The 22,663-nt window shown below is 38.2% G+C and carries 19 protein-coding genes and 1 pseudogene; 12 read left to right on the top strand and 8 right to left on the bottom strand.

What is annotated here, in order from left to right; all coding sequences use genetic code 11:
• From H5232_RS17875 to H5232_RS17865, 3 genes and pseudogenes are all read left to right on the top strand, one after another.
• A pseudogene (locus H5232_RS17875) lies at positions 1 to 414 on the top strand (hypothetical protein); the annotation flags it as partial.
• Between the two features lie 312 nt (positions 415 to 726).
• A complete protein-coding gene (locus H5232_RS17870; RefSeq protein WP_182717245.1) occupies positions 727 to 2,346 on the top strand; it encodes a hypothetical protein in 1,620 nt (539 codons plus the stop codon).
• Between the two features lie 72 nt (positions 2,347 to 2,418).
• Positions 2,419 to 5,142, top strand: coding sequence for a TonB-dependent receptor plug domain-containing protein (locus H5232_RS17865; protein WP_182831271.1), 2,724 nt, complete (start codon positions 2,419 to 2,421; stop codon positions 5,140 to 5,142).
• 494 nt (positions 5,143 to 5,636) lie between these two features.
• Here H5232_RS17865 and H5232_RS17860 read toward each other — a convergent pair whose 3' ends face one another.
• Positions 5,637 to 5,807 (bottom strand): hypothetical protein, encoded by a 171-nt coding sequence (locus H5232_RS17860; RefSeq protein ID WP_182767343.1) that lies wholly within the window; start codon positions 5,805 to 5,807, stop codon positions 5,637 to 5,639.
• Between the two features lie 354 nt (positions 5,808 to 6,161).
• Between H5232_RS17860 and asd the strand changes: the two genes are divergently transcribed.
• Both asd and H5232_RS17850 read left to right on the top strand, forming a co-directional pair.
• Positions 6,162 to 7,304: an aspartate-semialdehyde dehydrogenase gene (gene asd, locus H5232_RS17855; RefSeq protein ID WP_182767344.1), complete on the top strand. Its 1,143-nt coding sequence runs from the start codon at positions 6,162 to 6,164 to the stop codon at positions 7,302 to 7,304.
• Positions 7,305 to 7,484: 180 nt separating this feature from the next.
• Complete coding sequence (locus H5232_RS17850) at positions 7,485 to 9,443, top strand: methyl-accepting chemotaxis protein (protein ID WP_149980254.1); 1,959 nt, start codon at positions 7,485 to 7,487, stop codon at positions 9,441 to 9,443.
• Between the two features lie 105 nt (positions 9,444 to 9,548).
• Here the strand turns inward: H5232_RS17850 and H5232_RS17845 are convergent, their stop codons facing one another.
• Together H5232_RS17845 and H5232_RS17840 are read right to left on the bottom strand one after the other, a co-directional pair.
• Entirely contained in the window at positions 9,549 to 11,798 is a 2,250-nt protein-coding gene (locus tag H5232_RS17845) for a bifunctional diguanylate cyclase/phosphodiesterase (RefSeq protein ID WP_182767345.1), read from the bottom strand.
• 186 nt (positions 11,799 to 11,984) lie between these two features.
• Positions 11,985 to 12,791, bottom strand: coding sequence for an ion transporter (locus tag H5232_RS17840; protein ID WP_182717347.1), 807 nt, complete (start codon positions 12,789 to 12,791; stop codon positions 11,985 to 11,987).
• Positions 12,792 to 12,893: 102 nt separating this feature from the next.
• Between H5232_RS17840 and H5232_RS17835 the strand changes: the two genes are divergently transcribed.
• From H5232_RS17835 to H5232_RS17810, 6 genes are all read left to right on the top strand, one after another.
• Entirely contained in the window at positions 12,894 to 13,139 is a 246-nt protein-coding gene (locus H5232_RS17835) for a hypothetical protein (protein WP_182717251.1), read from the top strand.
• Positions 13,132 to 13,410, top strand: a complete 279-nt coding sequence (locus tag H5232_RS17830; protein ID WP_182767346.1) for a hypothetical protein — start codon at positions 13,132 to 13,134, stop codon at positions 13,408 to 13,410. Before H5232_RS17835 ends, H5232_RS17830 begins: the two co-directional genes overlap by 8 nt.
• Positions 13,411 to 13,697: 287 nt before the next feature.
• The gene (locus H5232_RS17825) at positions 13,698 to 15,587 is read left to right on the top strand and encodes a bifunctional diguanylate cyclase/phosphodiesterase (protein WP_182717253.1); all 1,890 of its coding nucleotides are present in this window, start codon (positions 13,698 to 13,700) and stop codon (positions 15,585 to 15,587) included.
• Between the two features lie 155 nt (positions 15,588 to 15,742).
• Positions 15,743 to 15,937 (top strand): YwbE family protein, encoded by a 195-nt coding sequence (locus H5232_RS17820; protein ID WP_145239148.1) that lies wholly within the window; start codon positions 15,743 to 15,745, stop codon positions 15,935 to 15,937.
• Positions 15,934 to 16,452 carry a DUF4240 domain-containing protein gene (locus H5232_RS17815; protein ID WP_182717254.1) on the top strand — a complete coding sequence of 173 codons (519 nt, stop codon included), beginning with the start codon at positions 15,934 to 15,936 and terminating at the stop codon, positions 16,450 to 16,452. The genes H5232_RS17820 and H5232_RS17815 overlap by 4 nt, the downstream gene beginning before the upstream one ends.
• 106 nt (positions 16,453 to 16,558) lie before the next feature.
• Positions 16,559 to 17,023: a hypothetical protein gene (locus H5232_RS17810; protein WP_145239144.1), complete on the top strand. Its 465-nt coding sequence runs from the start codon at positions 16,559 to 16,561 to the stop codon at positions 17,021 to 17,023.
• 22 nt (positions 17,024 to 17,045) lie between these two features.
• Here H5232_RS17810 and H5232_RS17805 read toward each other — a convergent pair whose 3' ends face one another.
• From H5232_RS17805 to H5232_RS17795, 3 genes are all read right to left on the bottom strand, one after another.
• On the bottom strand, positions 17,046 to 18,308 hold the full coding sequence (locus H5232_RS17805; RefSeq protein ID WP_182717255.1) for a Y-family DNA polymerase: 1,263 nt from the start codon (positions 18,306 to 18,308) through the stop codon (positions 17,046 to 17,048).
• Positions 18,296 to 18,709: a LexA family transcriptional regulator gene (locus H5232_RS17800; RefSeq protein ID WP_182831270.1), complete on the bottom strand. Its 414-nt coding sequence runs from the start codon at positions 18,707 to 18,709 to the stop codon at positions 18,296 to 18,298. Before H5232_RS17800 ends, H5232_RS17805 begins: the two co-directional genes overlap by 13 nt.
• A gap of 82 nt (positions 18,710 to 18,791) precedes the next feature.
• Complete coding sequence (locus tag H5232_RS17795; protein WP_145239134.1) at positions 18,792 to 19,211, bottom strand: MarR family winged helix-turn-helix transcriptional regulator; 420 nt, start codon at positions 19,209 to 19,211, stop codon at positions 18,792 to 18,794.
• Between the two features lie 110 nt (positions 19,212 to 19,321).
• Here H5232_RS17795 and H5232_RS17790 point away from each other — a divergent pair, with 110 nt between their 5' ends.
• Positions 19,322 to 20,074 carry a siderophore-interacting protein gene (locus H5232_RS17790; RefSeq protein WP_182739295.1) on the top strand — a complete coding sequence of 251 codons (753 nt, stop codon included), beginning with the start codon at positions 19,322 to 19,324 and terminating at the stop codon, positions 20,072 to 20,074.
• Between the two features lie 240 nt (positions 20,075 to 20,314).
• Here H5232_RS17790 and H5232_RS17785 read toward each other — a convergent pair whose 3' ends face one another.
• Positions 20,315 to 21,271, bottom strand: a complete 957-nt coding sequence (locus H5232_RS17785; protein WP_182757742.1) for a sugar kinase — start codon at positions 21,269 to 21,271, stop codon at positions 20,315 to 20,317.
• On the bottom strand, positions 21,272 to 22,663 hold a 1,392-nt coding region (locus tag H5232_RS17780; protein ID WP_182831269.1), incomplete at its 5' end, for a UxaA family hydrolase. It abuts the gene before it with no gap.

The following is a 22,663-nucleotide window of genomic DNA, read 5'->3' as shown; positions in this document are numbered from 1 at the left end:
ATTGAATCAGGCGTTGCTGAAAAGTCTGCGAAGAATTATGCATTCATCGCAGAAGCCATGGTCCAAGCAAAAGAAGATAATAAATCAGTTACTTACTTTGCTAAAGCGGCAGAGCTTTCGGATCACGGTAAGTACGATCAACGTATGGCTGAAGTACTTGTTAACTTAGAGCAATTTGAAGATGCCGCTGATGCAGCCCGAACGGCGCTTGATAAAGGCTCACTCGATTTTGAATCAAATGCTTATGTTGCTTTAGGTATGGCGCAATATAGTTTACAAAACTTTGATGCGTCTATTTTAGCATTCGAACAAGCCGAGAAGCATAAAAAATCGCAGCGATTAGCTGAACAATGGATCAAATACGTGAAGCGTGAAAAATTGCATGCTGAAACATTACGCACCGCTTTGTTATAAGTAAATATGGCGTTAAAAAATGCCATTTTAACTTCAACGATTTTATTAAAAAACTCGTTTTATAATCGCAACACCAAAACCGCCTCAGGGCGGTTTTTTTCGTTCTAAATATTCCTAACAAATTGTTATTTAAATAAATTATATTGTCACTTTATGTTTATTAAAGTGTAACTGTATTGTCATACACCTCCCGTATTGTAGTCCTCGTTCTAAAGCTCAAGTGACCTTAAAGCATGTTTTTCGTGTTTTAAAGTGACTTGAGTTTTACTTAATGCGCTAACAAAATAATTAAATACTTTAACGGAGTGAACAATGAAATTATCTGGTTTATTTAAAGTCAGCCTTGTGGCTACTGCAATTACACTCGCTGGCTGTGGCGGTGGTGATATTAATGTTACACCTACAACAGTTGATAACAGTGTAGATAATAGTGTAGACAACTCAGTGACTAACCCAGGTGGTGATAATGGTGGTGATACATTAAGTTGCGCTACATATACATTAGATGGAGCTACATTTACAGGTGAAGCAAAGGGTGTTAACTGTGTTTACAGTCAAGCATTTGCAAGTAATGCGAAAGAAATTACCAGCTCTTTTGTTATCCCTGCATTAAGCAGTGGCGGCGCACATGTATTTGAAGGTGCATTATTTATTGGTGATGATGTAGACACATCAACAGGCGCTACAATTGATGGCAATGGTCCTACATTGTCTATTGAAGCTGGCGCGACGATAGCTTTTACTAAGCCTGAGAGTTTTATTCGTATTGCACGTGGTGCAAATATTGAAGCAATTGGTGAAGTAGATAAGCCAATTATTTTCACAAGCATCAAAGAAGTTGATGGCGATGATGCAACAACCGCACAAATTGGTGATTGGGGTGGCGTTCAGGTAAATGGTCGAGGCCATTCTATTCGTTGTACGGCTGCGGCTGCGGCGCAAGATATGTGTAACCACGCTGCTGAAGGTATTGTATCGTATTATGGTGGTAATGATCCGCAAGATAGCAGCGGTATCCTTAAGCATATAGTTATAAAATATGCGGGTTTTGGTGTTGAAGGCGATGAGCTTAATGGTTTAACCCTTAATGCTGTAGGCTCAGGCACAACGATTGATTACGTGCATGTTCATAATGGTTTTGATGATGGTATAGAGCTTTTTGGTGGTAGCGTTAACCTTAAACATATTGTTATTACTGATACAGGTGATGATGGTATTGATTGGGATGAAGGCTGGAAAGGCTATGGACAATTTATTCTTGTACGTTCAAATGAATATGGAAACCATGGCTTTGAAACAGATGGCGCTAAGGTAGATCCATTATCAGCAGATGCACAAGATTTAGTAACAACTGTTTCTAATCCAACAATTGCTAATGCAACGGTTGTAACTACTGGCGACCAAGGTGCTGAAGGGCGTCGTACTGGTGCTGGTATGGAAATGAAAGAATGGGGTAAAGCGCAATTAGCTAATATGCTATTTGTAAACTCTTCATCTGTAGATGGTGCTGGTTGTCTTGATTTATATAATGAAAAAGACCAATCAGGGGATGCTGGTGTGCATGCGAATGCAAATAATGGCGATATCGCATTTATGAGCTCAATATTTGCTTGTGGTAAGAATTTTGAAGACGTAAATACACCTTTAACTGGCGCATTAGCAAGTTTTGATATTGCTTCTTGGTTTACTGGTGGCGAGAATAACCAGTTAATTGGTTTTGCTGATTTTGCAAATGTACTTGGTGCTGATGGTGTTTCAACAGCTGCAACTATTACTGATTCACAAGGCACTGCAGTAGCTACAACAGCTAAAGACATGAGTGAAGTTAACTCTTTCTTTACTAACGCAGGCTATATTGGTGCACTTAAAGACGGTGAATCAAGTGAGTGGGCTGATTTTGTTGCCGCATCTTTACAACGCGCTAGTAATTAATCTAGACCGGCTCTAATTATAAGGCGCTACGGCGCCTTTTTTAAGGGAATTTTAGGTTTAGAGGATATAAATATGAAACATCAAAAGCAGTTTAAAACCAATCTAATAACTTTATCTCTGCTCTCCCTTTTTTCTTCATTTCATTCTTTCGCTGATCAGGCACAAGAAATAATAAATGAAGAAGCGATAGAAGAAGTTGTTGCAACAGGTACGCGCCTTAAAGGCAGTGCTAGTGCCGTAATTGATGAGCGTAAAAATCAGGCATTTGTCGCTGATATAATGGGTTCAGAGCAAATATCTAGAACGGGTGATAGTGATGCAGCTTCGGCACTTCGCCGTGTTACAGGCTTATCATTAGTTAACGATAAGTTTATCTATGTCCGTGGCTTAGGTGAGCGTTACTCTAGCGTACGTTTAAATGGCGCGGTAGTTCCAAGCCCGGATCTAACACGAAATGTAATTCCACTTGATATCTTCCCATCAAGTATTATTGAATCCTTGGCTGTACAAAAAGCCTATTCACCAAATATGCCTGCGGCTTTTGGTGGTGGTGACGTTAATATCAGAACCAAGAGCATTCCAAATGATACTTTATTTAAAGTCGAAATTGGTGCCAGTTATAAAGATACAAACGACGAAGGCTATACATATAATGGTGGCAGTGATGATTGGTTAGGTAAAGATGATGGTACACGCGCATTACCTGGTTCAGTTAAGACTGCGTTAAATACCTATATCATTGGCCTGTCTGATATTTCATATAGAAATATCAGGGATGTAGAGTCAAGACGTCAGGGGGCTGATATTGGCCAAGCTGCCGCGATAGACTTAAATAAAAGTTTAGCAAAAGCATTGCCAAGAGATTTTGGCTTGGAAAAAGAAAGTTTAAATCCTGATGCCGGTATTAAAGCTGTGTATGGCGACCGTTTTGATAACTTATTTGGCTTAGACGGCTCGTTTGGTTTCTTAGCGTCAGTTGCCTATGAAAATGAATGGTCTAATGCTGAGAAGTTTAGCGCTGTACTTTCTTCTGTTGACGCATCTGAGTCCTCATGTTCACAAGATGACTTTACTTGTTACTCTGCAACAGAGAAAGAAGTGTCAACCAAGCATAATATAAAGTTAAATAGCTCTCTAAATTTAGGTTATAAAATTGGAGGTCACGATTTAACAGCAACTTATATGATGTTACGAGATTCTGAAGATGAAGCCTCTGTTGCGCTTTACCAAGAACCTTCAAAGTCATTAAGTATTGATGCTGGGCAGTTGCAGCGTAGTCACTTAACCTCTTTTGAGGAACGAGAACTTGAAATACTTCAGCTTCGTGGAATGCACAATTTAGATTGGGGTTTTCTTGAAGGTGTTGGTGTAGATTGGCAGTATACTGACTCAACAGCGACTACAAGTATACCTGGTGAGCTTAAAGTAACGGTTCGTGATGAGTACTTAGATGGCAAATATCAACGTACTTTTTACAATGGTAGCTTAGGTGGTAATCCTTATTTGTATCGATTTGTAGAGCTTGAAGACGATGTAGAAAACTGGGGCGTTAATGTAAACAAAGTTTTTTACTTTGATAACGCCGAAGTAGAAATTGCGGGTGGTGGTTATTTTGTTGAAAAAACACGTGATTACCGCACTGACTTTTTTAACTATCGTTTTAACCAAACTCAGTCTTTAGATCTAGCACAAAGTGAAGAAGAAGCACTGTCAATTGGTAGTTTTTTTGCTAACGATGCTGTTGTTGATTCAACGGATGTCGAGTTATTGTTCCAAGAACCAACAGCTGATGATTACTTAGCAGCGCAAATGATTGATGCTTATTACGGCTCTTTTGACGTAACGTTTGCTCAAGATTGGCGTTTAAGCGGTGGTGTGCGTTACGAGGACTTCCGCCAAGTTGCGCTTGCTTTTTCTCGCTCAGCATTCGATCCTGCTTTATTGGCTGATAAATTAAGTGCAGATGCGATAGAACAAGCAAGTGTGATGGAAGATGAGTATTTTACTTCGTTATCTATGACATATAGTCAGCAATCGTATCAAGTTCGTTTTGGTTATGGCAACACGGTTGTACGCCCTGATTTGCGAGAGCTAAGCCCTGTTCAATTCCAAGATCCGCTGACAGGTTATCGAACGCTTGGTAATCCATTCTTAGAATCTAGTTACCTAGATAACTTTGATGCACGTATCGAGTTTTATATGGACAATGGCGATAATTACTCAGTTGGCGCATTCTATAAAGATATCGATAAACCAATCGAAGCACTATTAACAGAAAGCGACGGCCGTTTTACTCTGCAGTTTGACAATGCAGAAACAGCCTATGTTTACGGTATTGAAGCTGAATGGTTAACTGAGTTGCACAGTGATTTATTAGGGGGCGCTTTTTTTACTTCTGGAAATATAACGCTCAGTGATTCAGAAGTTGAAATTGCAGAAGAACAGCGTGGCGATCTCACGAACCTAAAGCGACGTATGACGGGCCATTCAAAGTATGTTGCCAACTTGCAACTGAATTACGATTCACATGATGGCATGCATCAAGCATCTGTTATCTACAATGTATTTGGTGATCGTATTTTAGCTGCGGGTGTTAATAACTTTGATGACGCTTACGAACAACCTTTAAACTCGTTAGACATGGTTTATAGTTATTACCCAACGTTTAATACCACATTAACACTTAAAGTGAAAAATATGTTGGGACAAAACTTTGAAGTTAATCAAAATGATGTGCTAATTCGTTCTCAAGAAACGCCTAGAGAATTAAGCGTGAGCTTTAGCTACGAGTTTTAAAGTCATCTAATAAAGGCAAATTACATAAGTCTTTATTATCTCAGCCCTGCCAAATGCAGGGCTTTTTAATATCTGCTATTTGTAAAACTAATGGTTGTGTAATATCTGTGTTATTAAAGAAGTGATCATTTAATGCAAATTGATATAAGGCTATTATTTTAATGATGATATGTGATTAATGATGAGTTGAACTATGTTGATATTAATTGGAGGAATTTTTGCGCCATGGAATAAGAGCTCAGTTGTTACTGAGCTGTTTGTTTACGTTAGTTACCGCTACCGCACTTTATACTAGCGTACAATGGATAACACTGATTTTTACTACCAGTATTTTTTGAAACCCATGCGCTACCATACCAGTCATATTCCGCATACTCATATTCATCCTCACCACACTGTGCTGCCAGTGATTTCTCGCTTATGACCTCGCTCTTTACAGAATTGATTTCCCGATATAAAACTGACAAAGAAGTTGCTATAACTACTATCAACTATTACGGTAGGGTTGATGTAGATAAGCTTTTTGTTGAGCCCGATGTGTGTTCAACACTAGTTGTTGAACTGGCAAAAGAAGTATTCGATTCTACATTGATTTCGTTAACATTTGCAGATACTCCTAAAGATAGAAAAGTTGCAATTAGGCTAGAAAAGTATAATGTTTTCATTTGTTTGATTCCTTTTAATGAATAAAATAATACACAATACATCTGACTACAAAGTGCGAAATGATTATAAATCTTGTTTATTGCATTCTTATTAACTTACTTATGTACAGATAGTCAGTTTCATATTGCAAAAAAATAGCAACAGATGAATCAGTTGGATGTCAAAAACACCGGTCTTTTACAATGATGCACAATAATCATAACTATTAGAAATATGATTATTGACTCAAGATGAAAAAATTTTATGTTCTATGAGTAACACTGGTGTTGCCTCGATCACAGTGCTAGATTGTTCGTTCTAAAAATTAAATCTCACGCAATGAATTTTAATTTTTAACGTATTAGGTATTTCTTATGACTCAAACAGTGGAACAAACAATGAAAAAAGTAGGATTGGTCGGATGGCGGGGCATGGTTGGCTCAGTGTTATTAGAGCGTATGCAACAAGAAAATGATTTTGCTCATATCGATACTACTTTTTTTACTACCTCGCAAACCGGTAAGCTTGGCCCTAATTTAGCAGGTCCTGCAAAACCATTACTTAATGCAATGGATTTTGAATCGCTGGCAAACATGGATATTATTATTACCTGTCAAGGTGGCGATTATACCAAAGCTGTATATCCACAATTACGTGAAGCAGGTTGGGACGGCTATTGGATTGATGCGGCATCAGCACTGCGTATGAGCGATGACAGTATTATTGTACTTGATCCGGTCAATAAAGATGTGATTGAACAAGGCCTTGAGCAAGGCGTTAAAACTTATGTGGGTGGTAACTGCACAGTTTCATTGATGTTATTAGCGCTGGGTGGTTTATTTGAGCAAGATTTGATTGAGTGGGTTAGCCCAATGACTTATCAAGCAGCCTCAGGTGCCGGTGCTCGCAATATGAAAGAGCTAATCGCGCAAATGGGCTCTATTCATGCAAGTGTGGCTGACAAGCTCGCTGATCCACAGGCCGCTATTTTAGAAATTGATAAACTAGTCACGCAGCAGATTGCCTCAAGCGATTTACCGCAAGAGCAATTTGGTGTGCCGTTAGCAGGCAGTCTTATCCCATGGATTGATGTGCCAATGCCATCAGGTCAATCTAAAGAAGAATGGAAAGCGCAAGTTGAAGCGAACAAAATTTTAGGTTCATCTAAACAGCCTGTGCCTATTGACGGTTTATGTGTACGCATTGGTGCAATGCGTTGTCACTCACAAGCAATGACGATTAAACTACGTGAAGATATTAGCGTCGAGAAAATAGAACAGATTTTAGCCTCACACAATGAGTGGGTTAAAGTTATCCCTAATGAGCGTGATATCACTGCTACAGATTTAACCCCAGTTAAAGTAACTGGTACATTAAGTATTCCTGTAGGGCGTATTCGTAAATTAGCCATGGGACCTAAATTCATTAGTGCTTTTACCGTTGGCGATCAATTATTATGGGGTGCTGCAGAGCCGCTACGTCGTATGCTACGCATTATTGTTGATAATAAATATTAGTTTATTGGCTGCCATTTATTACAGTTAATATGGAGGGCTGGCAATGTGCCAGCCCTTTTACTGTTGTCTTTTTGCACCGCTTTAGTTTTGTCACTGCTTAGTTAATTTAGTGAGATTGTTTCTTGCTGGATACTCAATAGCTTACTATCTTTATGGGAGTATCTATTTGGCCTCCTATATATGAATATATCAAAAAAATTAAAACTATCTTTTGCCTCCGCCATCGCCTTACCTCTTTTTATTATTGCAGCACTTGTTATCACGCAAACAAGAGAGCAAGCTATTGATAATTTTGCGCAAATGAGCGAAAGAGAAGCACGGCAAATAGATAATGGTATCGCTATATTTTTTGCCGAAATAGAAAAAAATGTTGATTATCTAGCTTCCCATCAAATGGTCTTAGCTGCCAAGCAAGATGTCAAAACTCATGTAGATACAAATAATTCGGTGATGCTAAAACATCTCCAAGGCAGCAGTGTTGAACGTGCCGCATTTCAACAGTTTGATCACTTCGGCCAAACTCACCCAGGGCTTGCTTATATTTATATGGGTAATGAACAAGGTGGTTATATTCAGTGGCCAGCGGGAGAAGTTAATGCTAATTATGACCCACGATCTCGACCTTGGTATTTAACAGGTAAATCTGCAAGTGGTAAAACGGTTCGCACTAGTGCTTATTATTGGGCAGCTGACGACATGGTTATAGTCTCTACTGTAAAAGCAATAAAAGATAATGGACAAATTATCGGTGTACAGGGAATGGATGTTTCTTTGCAAGGACTGACAGAAATTATTGCTAATATTAAGCTGGGTGAAACTGGTTACTTAATGCTGATCGAAGATACGGGAAACATACTTGTTGATGTTAAAAATGAAGATTTTCGTTTTAAACGTTTAACTGATATTGCGGGTGGGAAATACAAGCAGTTAGCGGCTAATACCCAAGGTCAGTTCGAAATTGTTATTAATGACAAAGATTTTATTGCCAATATTTATACTTCAGCTAAGTTAGGCTGGAAATTTATTGGCTTAGTTGAAAAGTCAGAGGTGATGAGCGCCGCAAACACCATGACCGTTACAATTTTAATTATTAGTGCGGTGCTAATTATTGTATTCATTTTAATCGCAAGTTATATCTCAAAAGTAATTTCTTCACCTATAGTTGAAGTCAGTGATGGCCTGGCTGAAATTGCGCAAGGCGGTGGTGACCTAACTCGACGGCTCACGATAAAAACTAAAGATGAGACGGCAAAGCTTGCCAATAGTTTTAACCTATTTTTAAACTTGATTGCTGATTTAGTAAGACAAATCAACGAGTGTGCATTAGATGTAAGCGGTACATCAGAGCAAACTTCTACACAAGCATCGCAATTAACTCGTTCTACCTCCCAACAACAACAAGCACTGGAAATGGCGGCAACTGCAATTAATCAAATGGCTGCGACAGCCAACGAAGTAGCTTCAAGTTGTGCTAATGCGGCAGATCTGGCTATGCAAACGCAACAGGCATCAGAGATAGGTCAAACAGTGATCACAGAGACCGTTCAAAGCGTGGTTGTTTTGAGCGAAGTGATAAGTAAAGCAACGGATGATATATCGCAACTTGACACTGAAAGTGAAAATATCATGTCAATTTTAGGCGTTATAAGAGGCATTGCTGAGCAAACTAATTTGCTTGCTTTAAATGCTGCAATAGAAGCTGCTAGAGCGGGGGATCATGGTCGTGGTTTTGCTGTCGTTGCAGATGAAGTACGTGCATTGTCGAAACGTACGTCTGAATCCACTGAAGAGATTGCTACGCAATTAGACAAATTACGTAGCATGTCTGGCCAAGTCACTACTGAAATGAAACGCAGTTTAGACAGCACTAATAAAACGGTTGAACTATCCCATGCTGCACAGCTGCAATTTACGGAAATAACAGCGTCTATTGTTAATATTAGTGACTTAAATACGCAGATAGCAACCGCTGCAGAAGAGCAGCAGCATGTCGCTGAAGATATAAATCGCAATGTTATAGAAATCAAAAATGCGGCTGATGATGTTAGTGAAATTGCTGCCAATACCAGTAATAATGGCGATAAATTAAAAACCTTATCACACGTTCTTACTGATCTAGTTGGAAAATTTAAAGTGTAGTAATAACAGTGGCTAAGAATAAAATACAAGCTGACAATACCGCTCATTAGTCTTCAATGCGAATACTCCAGTCAGCTTAATAGCCGATTCTATTTTTTTCCGGTATTAACTTGTTGGTATTTTTTGCGGATTAAAATTCAAACCTTGTTGTTTTATATGCTCGGTATAGTGGTAGGCCGATAATGGTTTTGAAAAATAAAAGCCTTGAAATTCTTTACATCCCATATTTGCCATAATTTCAACTTGCTGTTGTGTTTCAACTCCCTCAGATACGCATTTTATACCTAGCTCATCACACATGACGTGAATTGCTTTTACTAAGCTCTTTTGCCTTGTTGAGCTTGTAACTTGGCTTATTAGCGAGCGATCAAGTTTTAGCTTATTTATAGGATATTCGGCTAAGCGCGCAATATTTGAATAGCCCACACCAAAGTCATCAACAGAAATTGTGAATCCCCATGATTGTAGGTTTTGCATTAGCGCCAAGGAATATTCTTGGTTTGCTTCTAATGACGTTTCGGTCAGTTCTAATTCAATTTGACTTGGTTTGACATTAAAGTCCGCTAAGTATTTTACTAATTTTGACATGAAATCGCTTTGGCCAAAATCAAGCAATGATATATTTATTGCAACAGGCACTAGTGGAATTTCATCTTTGCTCCAAGTTGCAATTTGAGTACAGACTTTTTGAATTATGAGATCTGTGAGTCGGCTGATCATCCGGTATTCCTCTGCGATAGGAATAAACACCGCAGGTGATACAACACCAAGAGTTTTACTGTTCCAGCGTGCTAATGCTTCAAGTCCAATGCACTTGCCGTCATGTGTTACTTTAGGTTGATAGTGTAACTCTAACTCGGCGTTATGAAGTGCTTCGTCTAATAACATTGATATTTCATGTTTTTCTAAAAATGCTTGTGAGCGTTTCTCATCATAACCATTAATAGGGCGATGATTATCAGCAAGTTTTAATGCCTCTATTGCGTTGTTCAATACAGTAGCACTGCTTTTTCCTTGTCTTGGAAAGTTAGAAAAACCAAATAAAAACGACTGTTGGTATTTTCTGCCCCGCATTATATAAGGTTCATCAAGCGCATGTTTAACTTCGTTTAAAAGCTTATACTCTATTTTGTTAGCTGAGCTTGTAGTTATTATAAATGCTAATTTATTATTACCTACATGAGCGCACAGAACGAGGTCTTCATTAGAGTCTTTTAAGCGCTTATAAGCTGATACTAAATGTGCTTTTGCATCAGCTTTACTGTATTTGAGATTTAAATATTCATTATTTGCACTCTGGGTGATCACAATATAGAAATCACCTTGGTACTTTGCTACAAATCTTTCACACTGAAGCTCAAACCATTCTCTATTGGGAAGGTGTGTTTGACCATCGCTGTAACGTAAACGTTTGTTTTCTTGCTCCATTGCTAATAAGTTTTGTTTTATTTGATGTTGTTCAGTGCAGTCATCAAAGCGCAGCACACAATAATCAGAGTCAGTAACTTGCTGGTAATGTACAGTTTTATAGGTGTTTTTATATTTAAATACTTGGTTCTTTTGTGGGTTAGCTGCAATCACAAGATTAGGTAATAATTTATCGAGTTTAACTGTTGCTTTGAAATCAAATAACATTTTCGCTTGACTGTTAAAATCTATAACGGTGTTTTCACTATCGATAATTATTTTTGCAATACTTGATTCAGTAAAAAATGTTCTATAAAGCTCATTTTTTGCTGCTAGATGACTATTTGATTCTGCCATGGTTTGATTTAAACGTTTAGCTGCAACTATGGTGCGTGCAACCGCAAGCGGAATACAGATATTAAAGATTAAGAATAATAATCCTGATATATACCAGTCTGAATTTGGTAGTTGCGTATTTATGGAGGTAAGAGATGAAATATCAATGTTGTATATTATAAAATAAAAAGGCACGATATTTAGAATCGCATAACTTAGCGCGGTTCTCACACCTAATAGCATCAACGCAATGATAGGACAGGCATACATATACATAGAGCCTATTTTTGCAAGGTTGATATCTGTTAAAAAGAGATTAATTGAGATTGTTGCAGCAACAATACTGAGTAGCAGCGCATGGGCACATAAAGTAAAGCATTTACGGCTAGCTAGAAGTAAGATAGCCATTGTGACAAAAAAGCTCGCGCAAAGCACAATTACATGGATTAAGTTGAACTCAATTGCGGCGTTTAAAGTATCGCAAAGCACTGCAAAACATAGAATAACACCAGCTGCTAAAATAATGCGTAATGCACTGATACGCCAGTTAGGTATTCTAACATTTGAATTAACGTGATCTGATAATAAAAAGTATCTTCTGAAGTAATGCATTATAATTGGTTTAAATTTATCATATTTTTATTAGACCATTGATAAATAGCTAAAAGCAATAATTTATTAGTTTTAGATTTTACACTAGGAATAAATGCTTGGTTTATCGGCTGACTACAGATGAACTTAGTTATAATTGCACTAGCACCTAAGCTTTTATATTCTTAGGTGCTAGTTTATCAATACTTAGTTTTTGGGCTTTAATAGTGTTTTTAGTTCTGCTATTTGTGCCTTCAGCTCATTGATTTGTCCTTGGGTTGCCGGCAAGGAATCTACATCAGCTTGCTCTTCCCGAGCATTACGATGTTCCTGTGACATAACTTCTAGAATAGCGCCTACCATCATGTTTAAAAATACGAAAGCAGTTAAGAATATAAAGGTAAGGTAGTAAATCCAACTTAGCTTATAGACAGCCATGGTTTCGTACATGACGTCGGTCCAATCTTCAAAGGTTGCTATTCTGAACAGAGTCAACATTGAGATTGATACATCTCCCCACAGAAATGGATTTATCTCAGAAAATAACATGCTGCCAGTTGCGGCATAAATATAGAAAATAACAAACATTAACAGCGCAATATAACCCATTTGCGGTATGGCTTTTAATAGTGAATTAACCAACAAACGTAGTTCTGGCACCATAGAGACTAAACGTAGTACGCGGAATATTCGTAGTAAACGGGCTATAAAAATGGTCGAACCTGCAGCAGGATATAAACTGCCAATGACGATTATAAAGTCAAAGATATTCCAGCCTTTGCTAAAAAAGTCTTTTAAGCCTTTACTTGCAACATAGCGGATAATTAGTTCTATTAAGAAAAACACCGTGATGCCCACGTCCATCCAATGTAAAGCAAATTCAACAGTGGGGTGTAACGAATAGGTGTGTGCACCAACGGTGAGCGCTGATACAACAATAACGGCGATAACAAATGATTGAAATATTTTACTTTTATCGATACGCTGGAACAGCTTTTGTAACTGCGACAACATCATAATTAGCCCTTAACGGTTATAGATATAAAACGTTTGCAATATACAGCAAAATCGTCATGGATGAATTACTTTTCCAGCTTAAAATGTAAGGAATTTTTAATGCTTTTCAATAGGCTAAAATGGGTTGTAAGTGCCTCAGCGGTACTGTTTTTAACCGGCTGTAGTTCAGATGCACGCTATCACGAAATTCAAGCTGCCCGTTTAGGTGAATGCAGCTACATGGCAGATAAAGAATATCATGAATGTATAAAGCGCCAAGAAGACGGTTACAAAAAATTTAAAAAGCAGCAAGACATAGTTCCAGAAAACGACTCAAGCCAAGAGCACACCAGTAAAAATGACTAGAACAGAAAAATTGTTAGATAAAGCACTTCGTAATACTCTAACCATCGCTTGTGAAAATATAAAAGACAAGCACGCTGGTTTTAGTTACTTAACGCATACAGTCAATTTAAAAAAACCAAGTAATAGCTTGCATATAAGTTGTTTTTTTATTGATGAATTAGCACTATTAGAGGCAAACAATGAGCAACAATTGCCTTTAATTGAAGCGCAAATTAAGCAGCAGCTTGCGCTTATAAACATCAAGCCACAAGCAATTAATTTTTCATCATAGTTTCGTTTTTAAGGTAAAATAAGTTTTTTAAACACTGCTTTGCGTTAAGAAATAACCGATAGTAGCGATGACGCACTTGAAATTCAGGCTTTTCATTTGTGTAACTATTTGATCATTAACAGAGTTCACTTAAGAGCTAAGCGATGATGTGAAATGACATGTCAATAGTTGCAAAAAAGACAATAACTCAGCGCGTATTTTTCGCTCTCGATTGATTTATTAATACTGTATTGATTGGTTATTTTAAGTAGAATGCTCAGTTTAGACAGGGTATGTGATTTAGTGTAATGGCTACTTATTCAAAAAATTTTATAGCTAAACGACTTAGTTTCGTTAGTTCCTATTTCAATTCAGCTATTATTATAAATCTTATAGTTGCTGTTTTTGTTATTTTTAGTGGCATTAATCAAAGTGACTCTGTAGGAAAGTTGTATTGGTTTTGTATTCTTATTTTCGTATTTTCACTGCGCATTTTAAATCATGTTTTTTTAAGTAATGACAATAATATAAAGTACCATTGTTACTTTATTGGTGTATTTTTAACTGGTTTGACTTGGGCTGTGTTCCCAATATTATTTTTTGAAGATATGCAGATGTCAGAGAAATTTGTCACGCTGGTTGTTTTTAGCTCATTAGCAGGGGGAGCTGTCAATGTTCTGTCCTCCGATATTCGCTCAGCCTTCAGCTATATTACTTTTTTGCTTATCCCATTTAGTATATTGCTTTTATTTCAACCAGACGATAATGAAAATGTTTTAGGCATATTGGGAATTGTATTGTGGTTTATTTTGTGTTTTGTCAGTGCAATACGCGCAGCTAAAGATGTAAAAACCTCAATTAATAATGAAATTAAGCTCGATTTATTTATCCATAATCTAGAAAAAGAAGTGCAAGTTCGTACTGAGAAAATAATTAATTTAGAGCAACGTGATAATTTAACTCAATTATTTAACCGGGGGAGCTTTTTCTCTAATGTCGATCTCGATTTAGCTCAAAATATCAATAACATTAAAGCTGTTCTATTTTTAGATATGGATGACTTTAAAATACTTAATGATAAATATGGTCATGAGTTTGGAGATTTTGTTCTTGCTGAAACTGGAAAACGTTTATTATCGATAGAAAAAAAACGGGAAATGATTGCTTGTAGGTGGGGAGGGGACGAATTTATTCTTTATTCGTGTCACGCGAGTAAAGCTGAGCTGATAAGTAACACGACAAAGCTTGTTGATAATTTAACCCAGCCTGTCGTTAAAGATAACCTGAATATTAGACCCTCCTTTAAAGTGGGCTTGTTTTACACTCGCACAAACTTTGACCTTACTCAAGCTATCAAATATGCTGATGTTGCAATGTACGAAGGTAAAAAAAATCGCAATGAAATTTCAATATTTGATGAACGTATGATGCAAGCTCTTAATAGAGAAGAGATGTTACGTAGATCAATTAAAGAGAGTGTTGAACAAGGAGGCTTTCATCTTTGTTATCAGCCTATTGTTGATATAATCGATAATAAAATAATTACTTTCGAAGTGCTGTTACGTTGGCATTTAAATGATGAATTTATTCCCCCTTCAGAATTTATCGACATAGCAGAACGCTATGGCCAAATTAACTTTTTAGGGGAGTTTGTTTTAGAGCAAGCGATTGCAAGTTTGAGTAAGTTAAACAAACTCGACAATACGATTGCACTATCAATCAACGTATCTGTACTGCAACTTGAAAGTCATGATTTTATTATATTTTTAAAGAATTTATTAAATCGGTATTGTGTTAACACAAATAACATACATTTAGAAATTACAGAAACTATAATGATTAAAAATTTAGTCTATTTATCTAAAGTTATCACACAATTAAAAAGCATTGGCGTACGTATTTCTATTGATGACTTTGGCACTGGGTTTTCCTCGATTTCTGTTTTAAAAGAACTTTCTGTTGATTATATAAAGATAGATAAATCTTATGTTGATAATATTTGTGAGCACTCAAAAGATAAAAGTATTGTTTCAGCAGTGACTAAAATGTCGCATATGATTGGTTGTAAAGTGATAGCGGAAGGTGTGGAGCGTAACGATCAGTTAGCTTTATTAAAAGGTTTAGAAGTTGATAGCTATCAAGGTTATTTATTTAGTAAACCAGTTAAATTTGAACAGGCGCTTGAACTGCTTAGATGAACTTAGGCTTAAGTGATACCTATAAATTTACCAGCATGATTTTGCGGTTATTATCAGTGCAACTAAACCTGAAAAAATGATGATTACGGTGCTTTAGTTTGGTATCAAGATGACATACAGCTATAATCCAACAAAAATAGTAAAAGAGATCCATTATGGCAGTTCCTACTCGTTCACAAATCACCCCTGGCACCGAAGTTAATATCGTTTTAAAACAAGATCAGCGTAGCGGCACATTAACGCAAGGTGTTGTTGAGCGCCTTTTGACTAAATCACCCAATCATCCGCATGGTATTAAAGTGCGCTTAGAGGATGGTCAAGTAGGGCGAGTGAAAGAGATTTTGTCATGAGTGCACTTACTTTAAGCGAATTCTGGCAATTAGTTACCGTTGCAGATAGAACCGCAGAGCCAGAATCAGTCAGTGAACGTTTAAAAGGTTTACTTACAGATTTAAGCGATGCACAGCTCATTGAATTTGATAAGCAATTTAGCATTTGTATGCGCCAAAGTTATACTTGGGAGCTATTCGGTGCTGCGTTTGTAATGGCCGGTTGCAATGATGAATACGGTTTCTCAGAATTTCGTTGTTGGTTAATTTCTCGTGGTGAAGCAGCTTTTAATACTGCGCTTGAAAATGCTGATTCTTTGGCTGATTGCACACCTGTTTATCATTTAAACGAGCAGCCTTATCCTTACTTAGATGAGTATGACTTGATCGCTGGTTTATTATATGAACAGCGTAATGAAGACGAATTACCCTTTGCTCCTTCAGGCCTTGATCAACCCAAAGGTAAGCGCTTTAAAGATAAGCCTAAATTTTTAAAGTTGGCATATCCGCAACTATTTGCTAAATATTGGCAGTAACATAATATTAAAAACCAACCATGACTCAGTATACTGGCTGGTTTTTATTTTAATCACCGTAGCTATGCTATGCTGAGTATATAAATCAATAAATGTCAGGTATTTAATGCGCTATCGTAAAGTATTACTGTGTTTAGTGTCGGTTTGTTTAACTACAGTTGTCAGTGCTAAAACTGAGCTGCCAAGTAATAAAAGTCAGTTTATTAATTTATTCAATACTAAGGTTGGTAGTTATCAATTGGTATCAGGTGAGGCTAAAATGTGTGCTGGTGGACAGTTAGCATGGCTTGATGCAAATGAGCCTGATCTTGGCTTTAAGCTCGGTGATGAAATTATTTTTAATAACTTACACCATGGCACACAAACGAATAAAGTCGCTAACTTTTGTTTGGTCACTACTAAGTATAAATACACCACGCAAAGCATTACCATGTCACTACGCCATACTCGCTGTGAAAACGAGACAGATAATTTAGACACGAGCCAAACGCTGCGTTTTATTTCGCCTACAACGCTTGCGTACAGTGTAGAGAGCAGTAATGTTCGTTGTCAGTTTGAACTACAACTTTAAATTTAACGATAATGTGAGTTTTTTATAAATCACAACTTATTTTCGGTAAATGCTGCCAACGCGTTGTGTACTGAGGCGATAAAAATGCACGCTTCATATGCCATGCTTGGCTTTGTTGTTGACTTGCCAGAGTTAGCGTATCGCAGCCGTATCGCTTATTAATTGAATCTAAACACTCCATTAGTTTTATGTTGTCTTGGCTAGGAGCAAATAGGTCGGGTTGTTGAAACTGTTGTGAACTAAGCTCGAGTGCACCCACACCACATTTATAAAAACGGACGTTGTGTTGATATAGCTGCGTAAATATTTCGCTAATTGCTTTAGCAAATACACGGCTATCTGCGCTAGATACGGGTAACTCATACACTAATGATTTTTTATAGTAATGTGACTCATGGGGCGAGCTTGCCACAAATAGTAACAGGCGTTTAGTTAAGGAGCGTTGCTGACGTAGTTTGCGAGCGACAATAATACTGTGATTGATCAACGCTGTTTTTAATGCAACCGGATCAGTTAAACGTTCACCAAAACTACGGGTCGAAAAAATTTCACGCTTATCTTGGCGTACATCATCCCAATTTAAACACACAATGCCATTTAGCTCATTAACTGTACGCTCAAGCACGACGCTAAATAAACGTTTCATACGTTGTGGTGTTTGTTTGGCTAAATCAAGCGCGCTGTTAATGTTAAGTAGTTTGAGTTTTTTAGCTAAACGTCTGCCAACGCCCCATACATCAGCTACATCCATCGCGGCTAAAATATGTTGTCGTGCTTGTTCGCTATCAATCACTGCAATTCCATTAAAACCGTTGAGCTTTTTAGCAGCATGATTTGCGGCTTTTGCCAATGTTGGTGTAGGGCCAAAGCCAACTCCAACAGGGAGTTTTGTTTCGCGCCAAACTGTGCGACGAATTAACTGGCCATACTGATGCCAGTCATTAATGAGTGGGGTAAAGCCGTTAAACTGCAAAAATGCTTCATCAATCGAATATACGTGTTGGGTGTCGCAAAAACGGCTGATCACATTCATCATTTTATCGCTTAGATCCGCGTACAACTCATAATTAGATGAGCGAATAACCACCTTATGTTTGGCCAGTAAATGTTTAACTTTAAAGTAGGGCTGAAACTTAGGGATATTTAAGCGCCGTGCGATAGGACATATCGCACAAATGCAGCCATCGTTATTGGTTAATACCACAACAGGTTTTGAGCGGATCGCTGGATCAAATACTTTTTCAGCGCTGGCGTAAAACGCCACTGCATCCACTAAGCAATACATTGGCGCAGCTCAGCACTAGAGCGATGTAATCGAATCGAACGAGTAACCACACCTTCTAATTGAAATTCATCACTATCAGTCAGTTGCACTGGGGGATATAAGTCCGATGCAGAGAGTAGCCGTGCATTAGTTTTATCTAATAATTTACAAACAAATAAACCATTTAAGTTAGCTACAATGACATCACCATTTTTAGCTTCTTCGGCGCGATCAACCAATAATAAATCGCCGTCAAAAATACCGACCTCTTGCATTGAGCAGCCGGATGCCACACCAATAAACGTCGCATTGGGGTGTTTGATCAATAGCTGATCCAGTGATAAACCAAGTTCTTTATACTGAGCAGCAGGTGATTCAAACCCGCATACGCCCGCTTCGATATAAATAGGAATAACAAACATAAATAATTAACCAAACACATGCACTGTATAAGTGTACAGTATATGTGTTTTAGTTAACTTATGCCAAGTAATGAAGTTGCGATCACTGCATATTTTTAATCATTTTTTGAGCAGTATCTAAAAAGTCATTGATTTGTTGAGAGTTTAAGTTTTTGCACATTTGCTCATTAACATGCTGTTCGGCGTTTAATAGTTTGTCATAAAGAGCATGACCTTCAGAGGTAAACGATAAGATAAAGCAACGCTTATCGTGCTCACTGGCATCTTTGTCAATCAGCTTTAATGTAATTAGTTCTTTAACTAAGCGTGCAATTTGCGCTTTATCGCGCTGGGTTTGATTCACAATATCGTTAGCAGTGCAGTGAGTTGTCGCTGCAATAATATGTAGGCAACGCACATGCATTGCGTTTAACCCAAGCTCACCTGCATTAATAGCTTCTCGTATGGTAACGCGATAATTTTGCATTAAAGCAAATAATGTATTGGCCAATGAAGAGTTCATAATAAATCCATAATGGTTGACAAAGTCAATTAAATTGCTATGGTTGATTTTATCAACCAATGGGGCGTTGTGCAATTAAACACGTAAATAAATCTTCTGAGGAGATCAAAATGAGTAGAAAAGTACGTCGTGCAACCGTAATAAGTACAACAGCGATAGCTCCGCATTTAAAGCGTCTGGTTGTTGGCTCAGATGAGTTTCATGATTTTCCTGCGGATCAACAAGGTGCGTACGTAAAAGTACTATTACCACATGCTGGACAAGATGAGGTTGAAACTGACCTCAAAGCAGCTAACCCTGCACCTAAGCGCTCATATACAATCAGAGCTATAGATACTATTAACCATACAATTACGCTTGATTTTGTCGTCAATCAGCATCGTGGTATCGCAACTGATTGGGCTAAACAAGCAAAGCCTGGTGATAAACTCGCAATTGCAGGCCCTGGCCCTAAAAAGCTTGATGATTTTAGTCAGTCGCAGTATTTGATGATTGCTGATTTAACCTCAGTTAATGCTATTAACGGGTATTTACAGCAACTACCTGCAACAGCTGATGTTGATGTGATCATTCATGTTACTGACTCGCAGGATGTTATCGAGCTCGATACAATCAAAGCACACAGCAAGCACACTATAAATTGGTTAATTACAATGCAGCCGCAAATAGATGTGGTTGATCAGGCTTCAGTGCTATTGACTCAATATACGCAAAAACCATTGATTTTCATGGCGCTAGAAGCTGCTATTGTGCGCACCATTAAAGATTTAGCGATTGATAAATATGCAATACCGCGTGAGAAGATTGTCTGCTCAGCGTATTGGAAGCAAGGTGTTGATGCAGATGGCAAGCTAACGGTTTAATCACATTATTAGCAGCAAGTAAGGGAATTAGAGTGCATACCCATGAGAGGAAGTTTACTTAAACAAAATAAGCGTCTCACAGCACTTACTTTAGAATAAGTAAACTTAGGTATGCACTCAGGTTCGGTGTCGAGACGTTAAAGAGTGTTAGCCAATCGATTTAAATATTTAACCATTCTAGCGGGCTAAATAAAGCGCTCACTGTATTAGTAGTTTTTGATGTAGAGCAAGAAAAAATAGCTAAGCCTTTATTGTGTGTTTGATTGTCGCAATGTCTATCTCGACAATTGCTCCACGCTTTTGGATCACTTGGGCGGCCAGTAAATTACCCGCTTGTGCACATTGTTTTATAGGTTGCTCTGTTAACCACTGGGCTAAAAAGCCGGCGTTAAATGAGTCACCTGCGGCGGTAGTGTCGATCACTTTTTCTACAGCGACAGTATTAAACAGCTCGACTGAAATTGAATTATCAAGGTGTTTTTTACTGTATTGGCAGCCATCTGCGCCGAGTTTTACAACGACCTCGTGAGCGCCTTGTTGGTGCAAACGCTCGGTACATTGCGCAACATTACTATCTCCCCATAATTGTGCTTCATCGTCAAAAGTCACTAATGCTAAATCGGCTAGTGCGTATGCTTTATTATTGGCAAGGTGGCAGTGCATCTTGCTTGACCATAATGCAGGGCGATAGTTGCTATCATAAATAATTTTTATCCCTTGCTGTTTTAGTAACGCTAAATGGCTGAGTAAAGTATGGCAATCTTGCTCTGCTAAAATTGCCAGGGAGATCCCCGATAAATAAATAGCATCAACTTCGGCAAGACTGGTTAGTACTTTTTTAAAATCAGCATGTTGCAATAAATATTTAGCGGCTGAGTCGCTACGCCAATACTGAAAAGTACGCTCCCCTGACACATCGTTTTGAATCATATACAAACCCGGTTGTTTGTTATGACTGAGCAGCACATTGTCAGTATTAATATGGTGAGCTTGCCATTTTTCAATCAGTGCACGACTTAGTGGATCAGTGCCCATGGCACTGACGTAATTGACGTTTACTTCATTGCCTGCGAGTTTTTTTAAGTAAATGGCGGTATTCATGCTATCGCCGCCATAATTTTGTTGCATGGCAGTAAATGGTTGGCCGCTAAGCTCAACCATACATTCGCCAATAATTGCGATGGACTTAGCTGTCATTTATAACGTCACTCCTTTTTTCCAAATAGCGACTTCACGAATGTCGTTTATTTCATTGCAAGTTGGCTGGCCGTTTACGATGTTGACTAGCAGTTCAACAAACTCCCCGTGGACTTGCTCCATTGAGACATCGTTAATTAAAACGCCAGCGTCAAAATCTATCCAGCGTTTTTTCTTATTGGCAAGTTCTGAATTAGTAGCAATTTTTAACGTTGGCACAAATCCACCATAAGGCGTACCGCGACCAGTGGTAAATAACACCATATGACAACCTGCAGCACCAAGTGCGCTGGTGGCAATAGGGTCGTTACCTGGTGCATCCAATAGATTTAATCCAGGTATTTGCAGGCGCTCACCATAGTGCAAAACCGCTTGTACTTTGCTGGTGCCGGCTTTTTGCGTACACCCTAACGATTTATCTTCTAAGGTAGTGATCCCGCCTTTTTTATTACCTGGCGACGGATTTTCATAAATCGGTTGATTATGAGCTTTGTAATAACCTTTAAAGTTATTAACCATGTTAACGAGCTTGTTAAAGGTTTCCTCGTCTTTACAGCGCGACATTAATAAAGTTTCAGCGCCAAACATTTCAGGTACTTCGGTTAATACCGTTGTGCCACCTTGAGCAATTAAATAATCTGAAAAATAACCCAGCATCGGATTCGCCGTGATACCAGACAAACCATCGCTGCCACCACATTCAAGGCCAAACTTTACTTCAGATAAAGTACCTGGTTGACGTTTATCTTGTTTTACTTGGGCATAAATTTGTTCAAGTAGCGCAACGCCTTCTTCAATTTCGTCATCGGCTTGTTGGGTGATTAAAAACTTAATGCGGCCTTCATCGTAATCCCCTAAGCCATCACGAAATGCCGGTAATTGATTATTTTCACAGCCTAAGCCAACGACTAAAGCGCCACCCGCATTTGGATGCAGTGCCATGTTTTGTAGCAGTATCCGTGTTGTATCTAAATCATCACCGAGCTGAGAGCAGCCAAACTGGTGAGGAAACGCATAAATGCCATCAATTTCTAATTGTGGATGACGCAGTTTAAACTCTTTGATCATTTGGTTGATCATGCCATTGACGCAGCCTACCGTAGGGATCAGCCAGATTTCATTACGAATGCCAATTTCACCGTTTTGTCTACGATAAATATTTACTTCAGGCGAAGGGGTCGCTTCACTTTGTTCAATAAACTCAGGAACATACTGATAATCCAGTTCATCATTGAGGGTGGTTTTAACGCAATGGGTATGCACCCAACCGCCTTTTTGAATATTCTCTAGGGCAAAGCCAATGGGGGCACCGTATTTAATAACATTCTCTTGTTTATTAATATCGCGCAGCGCCACTTTATGGCCTTTATCAATGTTCTCATTGACTAAGAT

The organism is Pseudoalteromonas sp. SG41-5 (assembly GCF_014164495.1).
Classification (GTDB): domain Bacteria; phylum Pseudomonadota; class Gammaproteobacteria; order Enterobacterales; family Alteromonadaceae; genus Pseudoalteromonas; species Pseudoalteromonas rhizosphaerae.
This window is presented reverse-complemented; position numbering and strand designations above follow the sequence as displayed.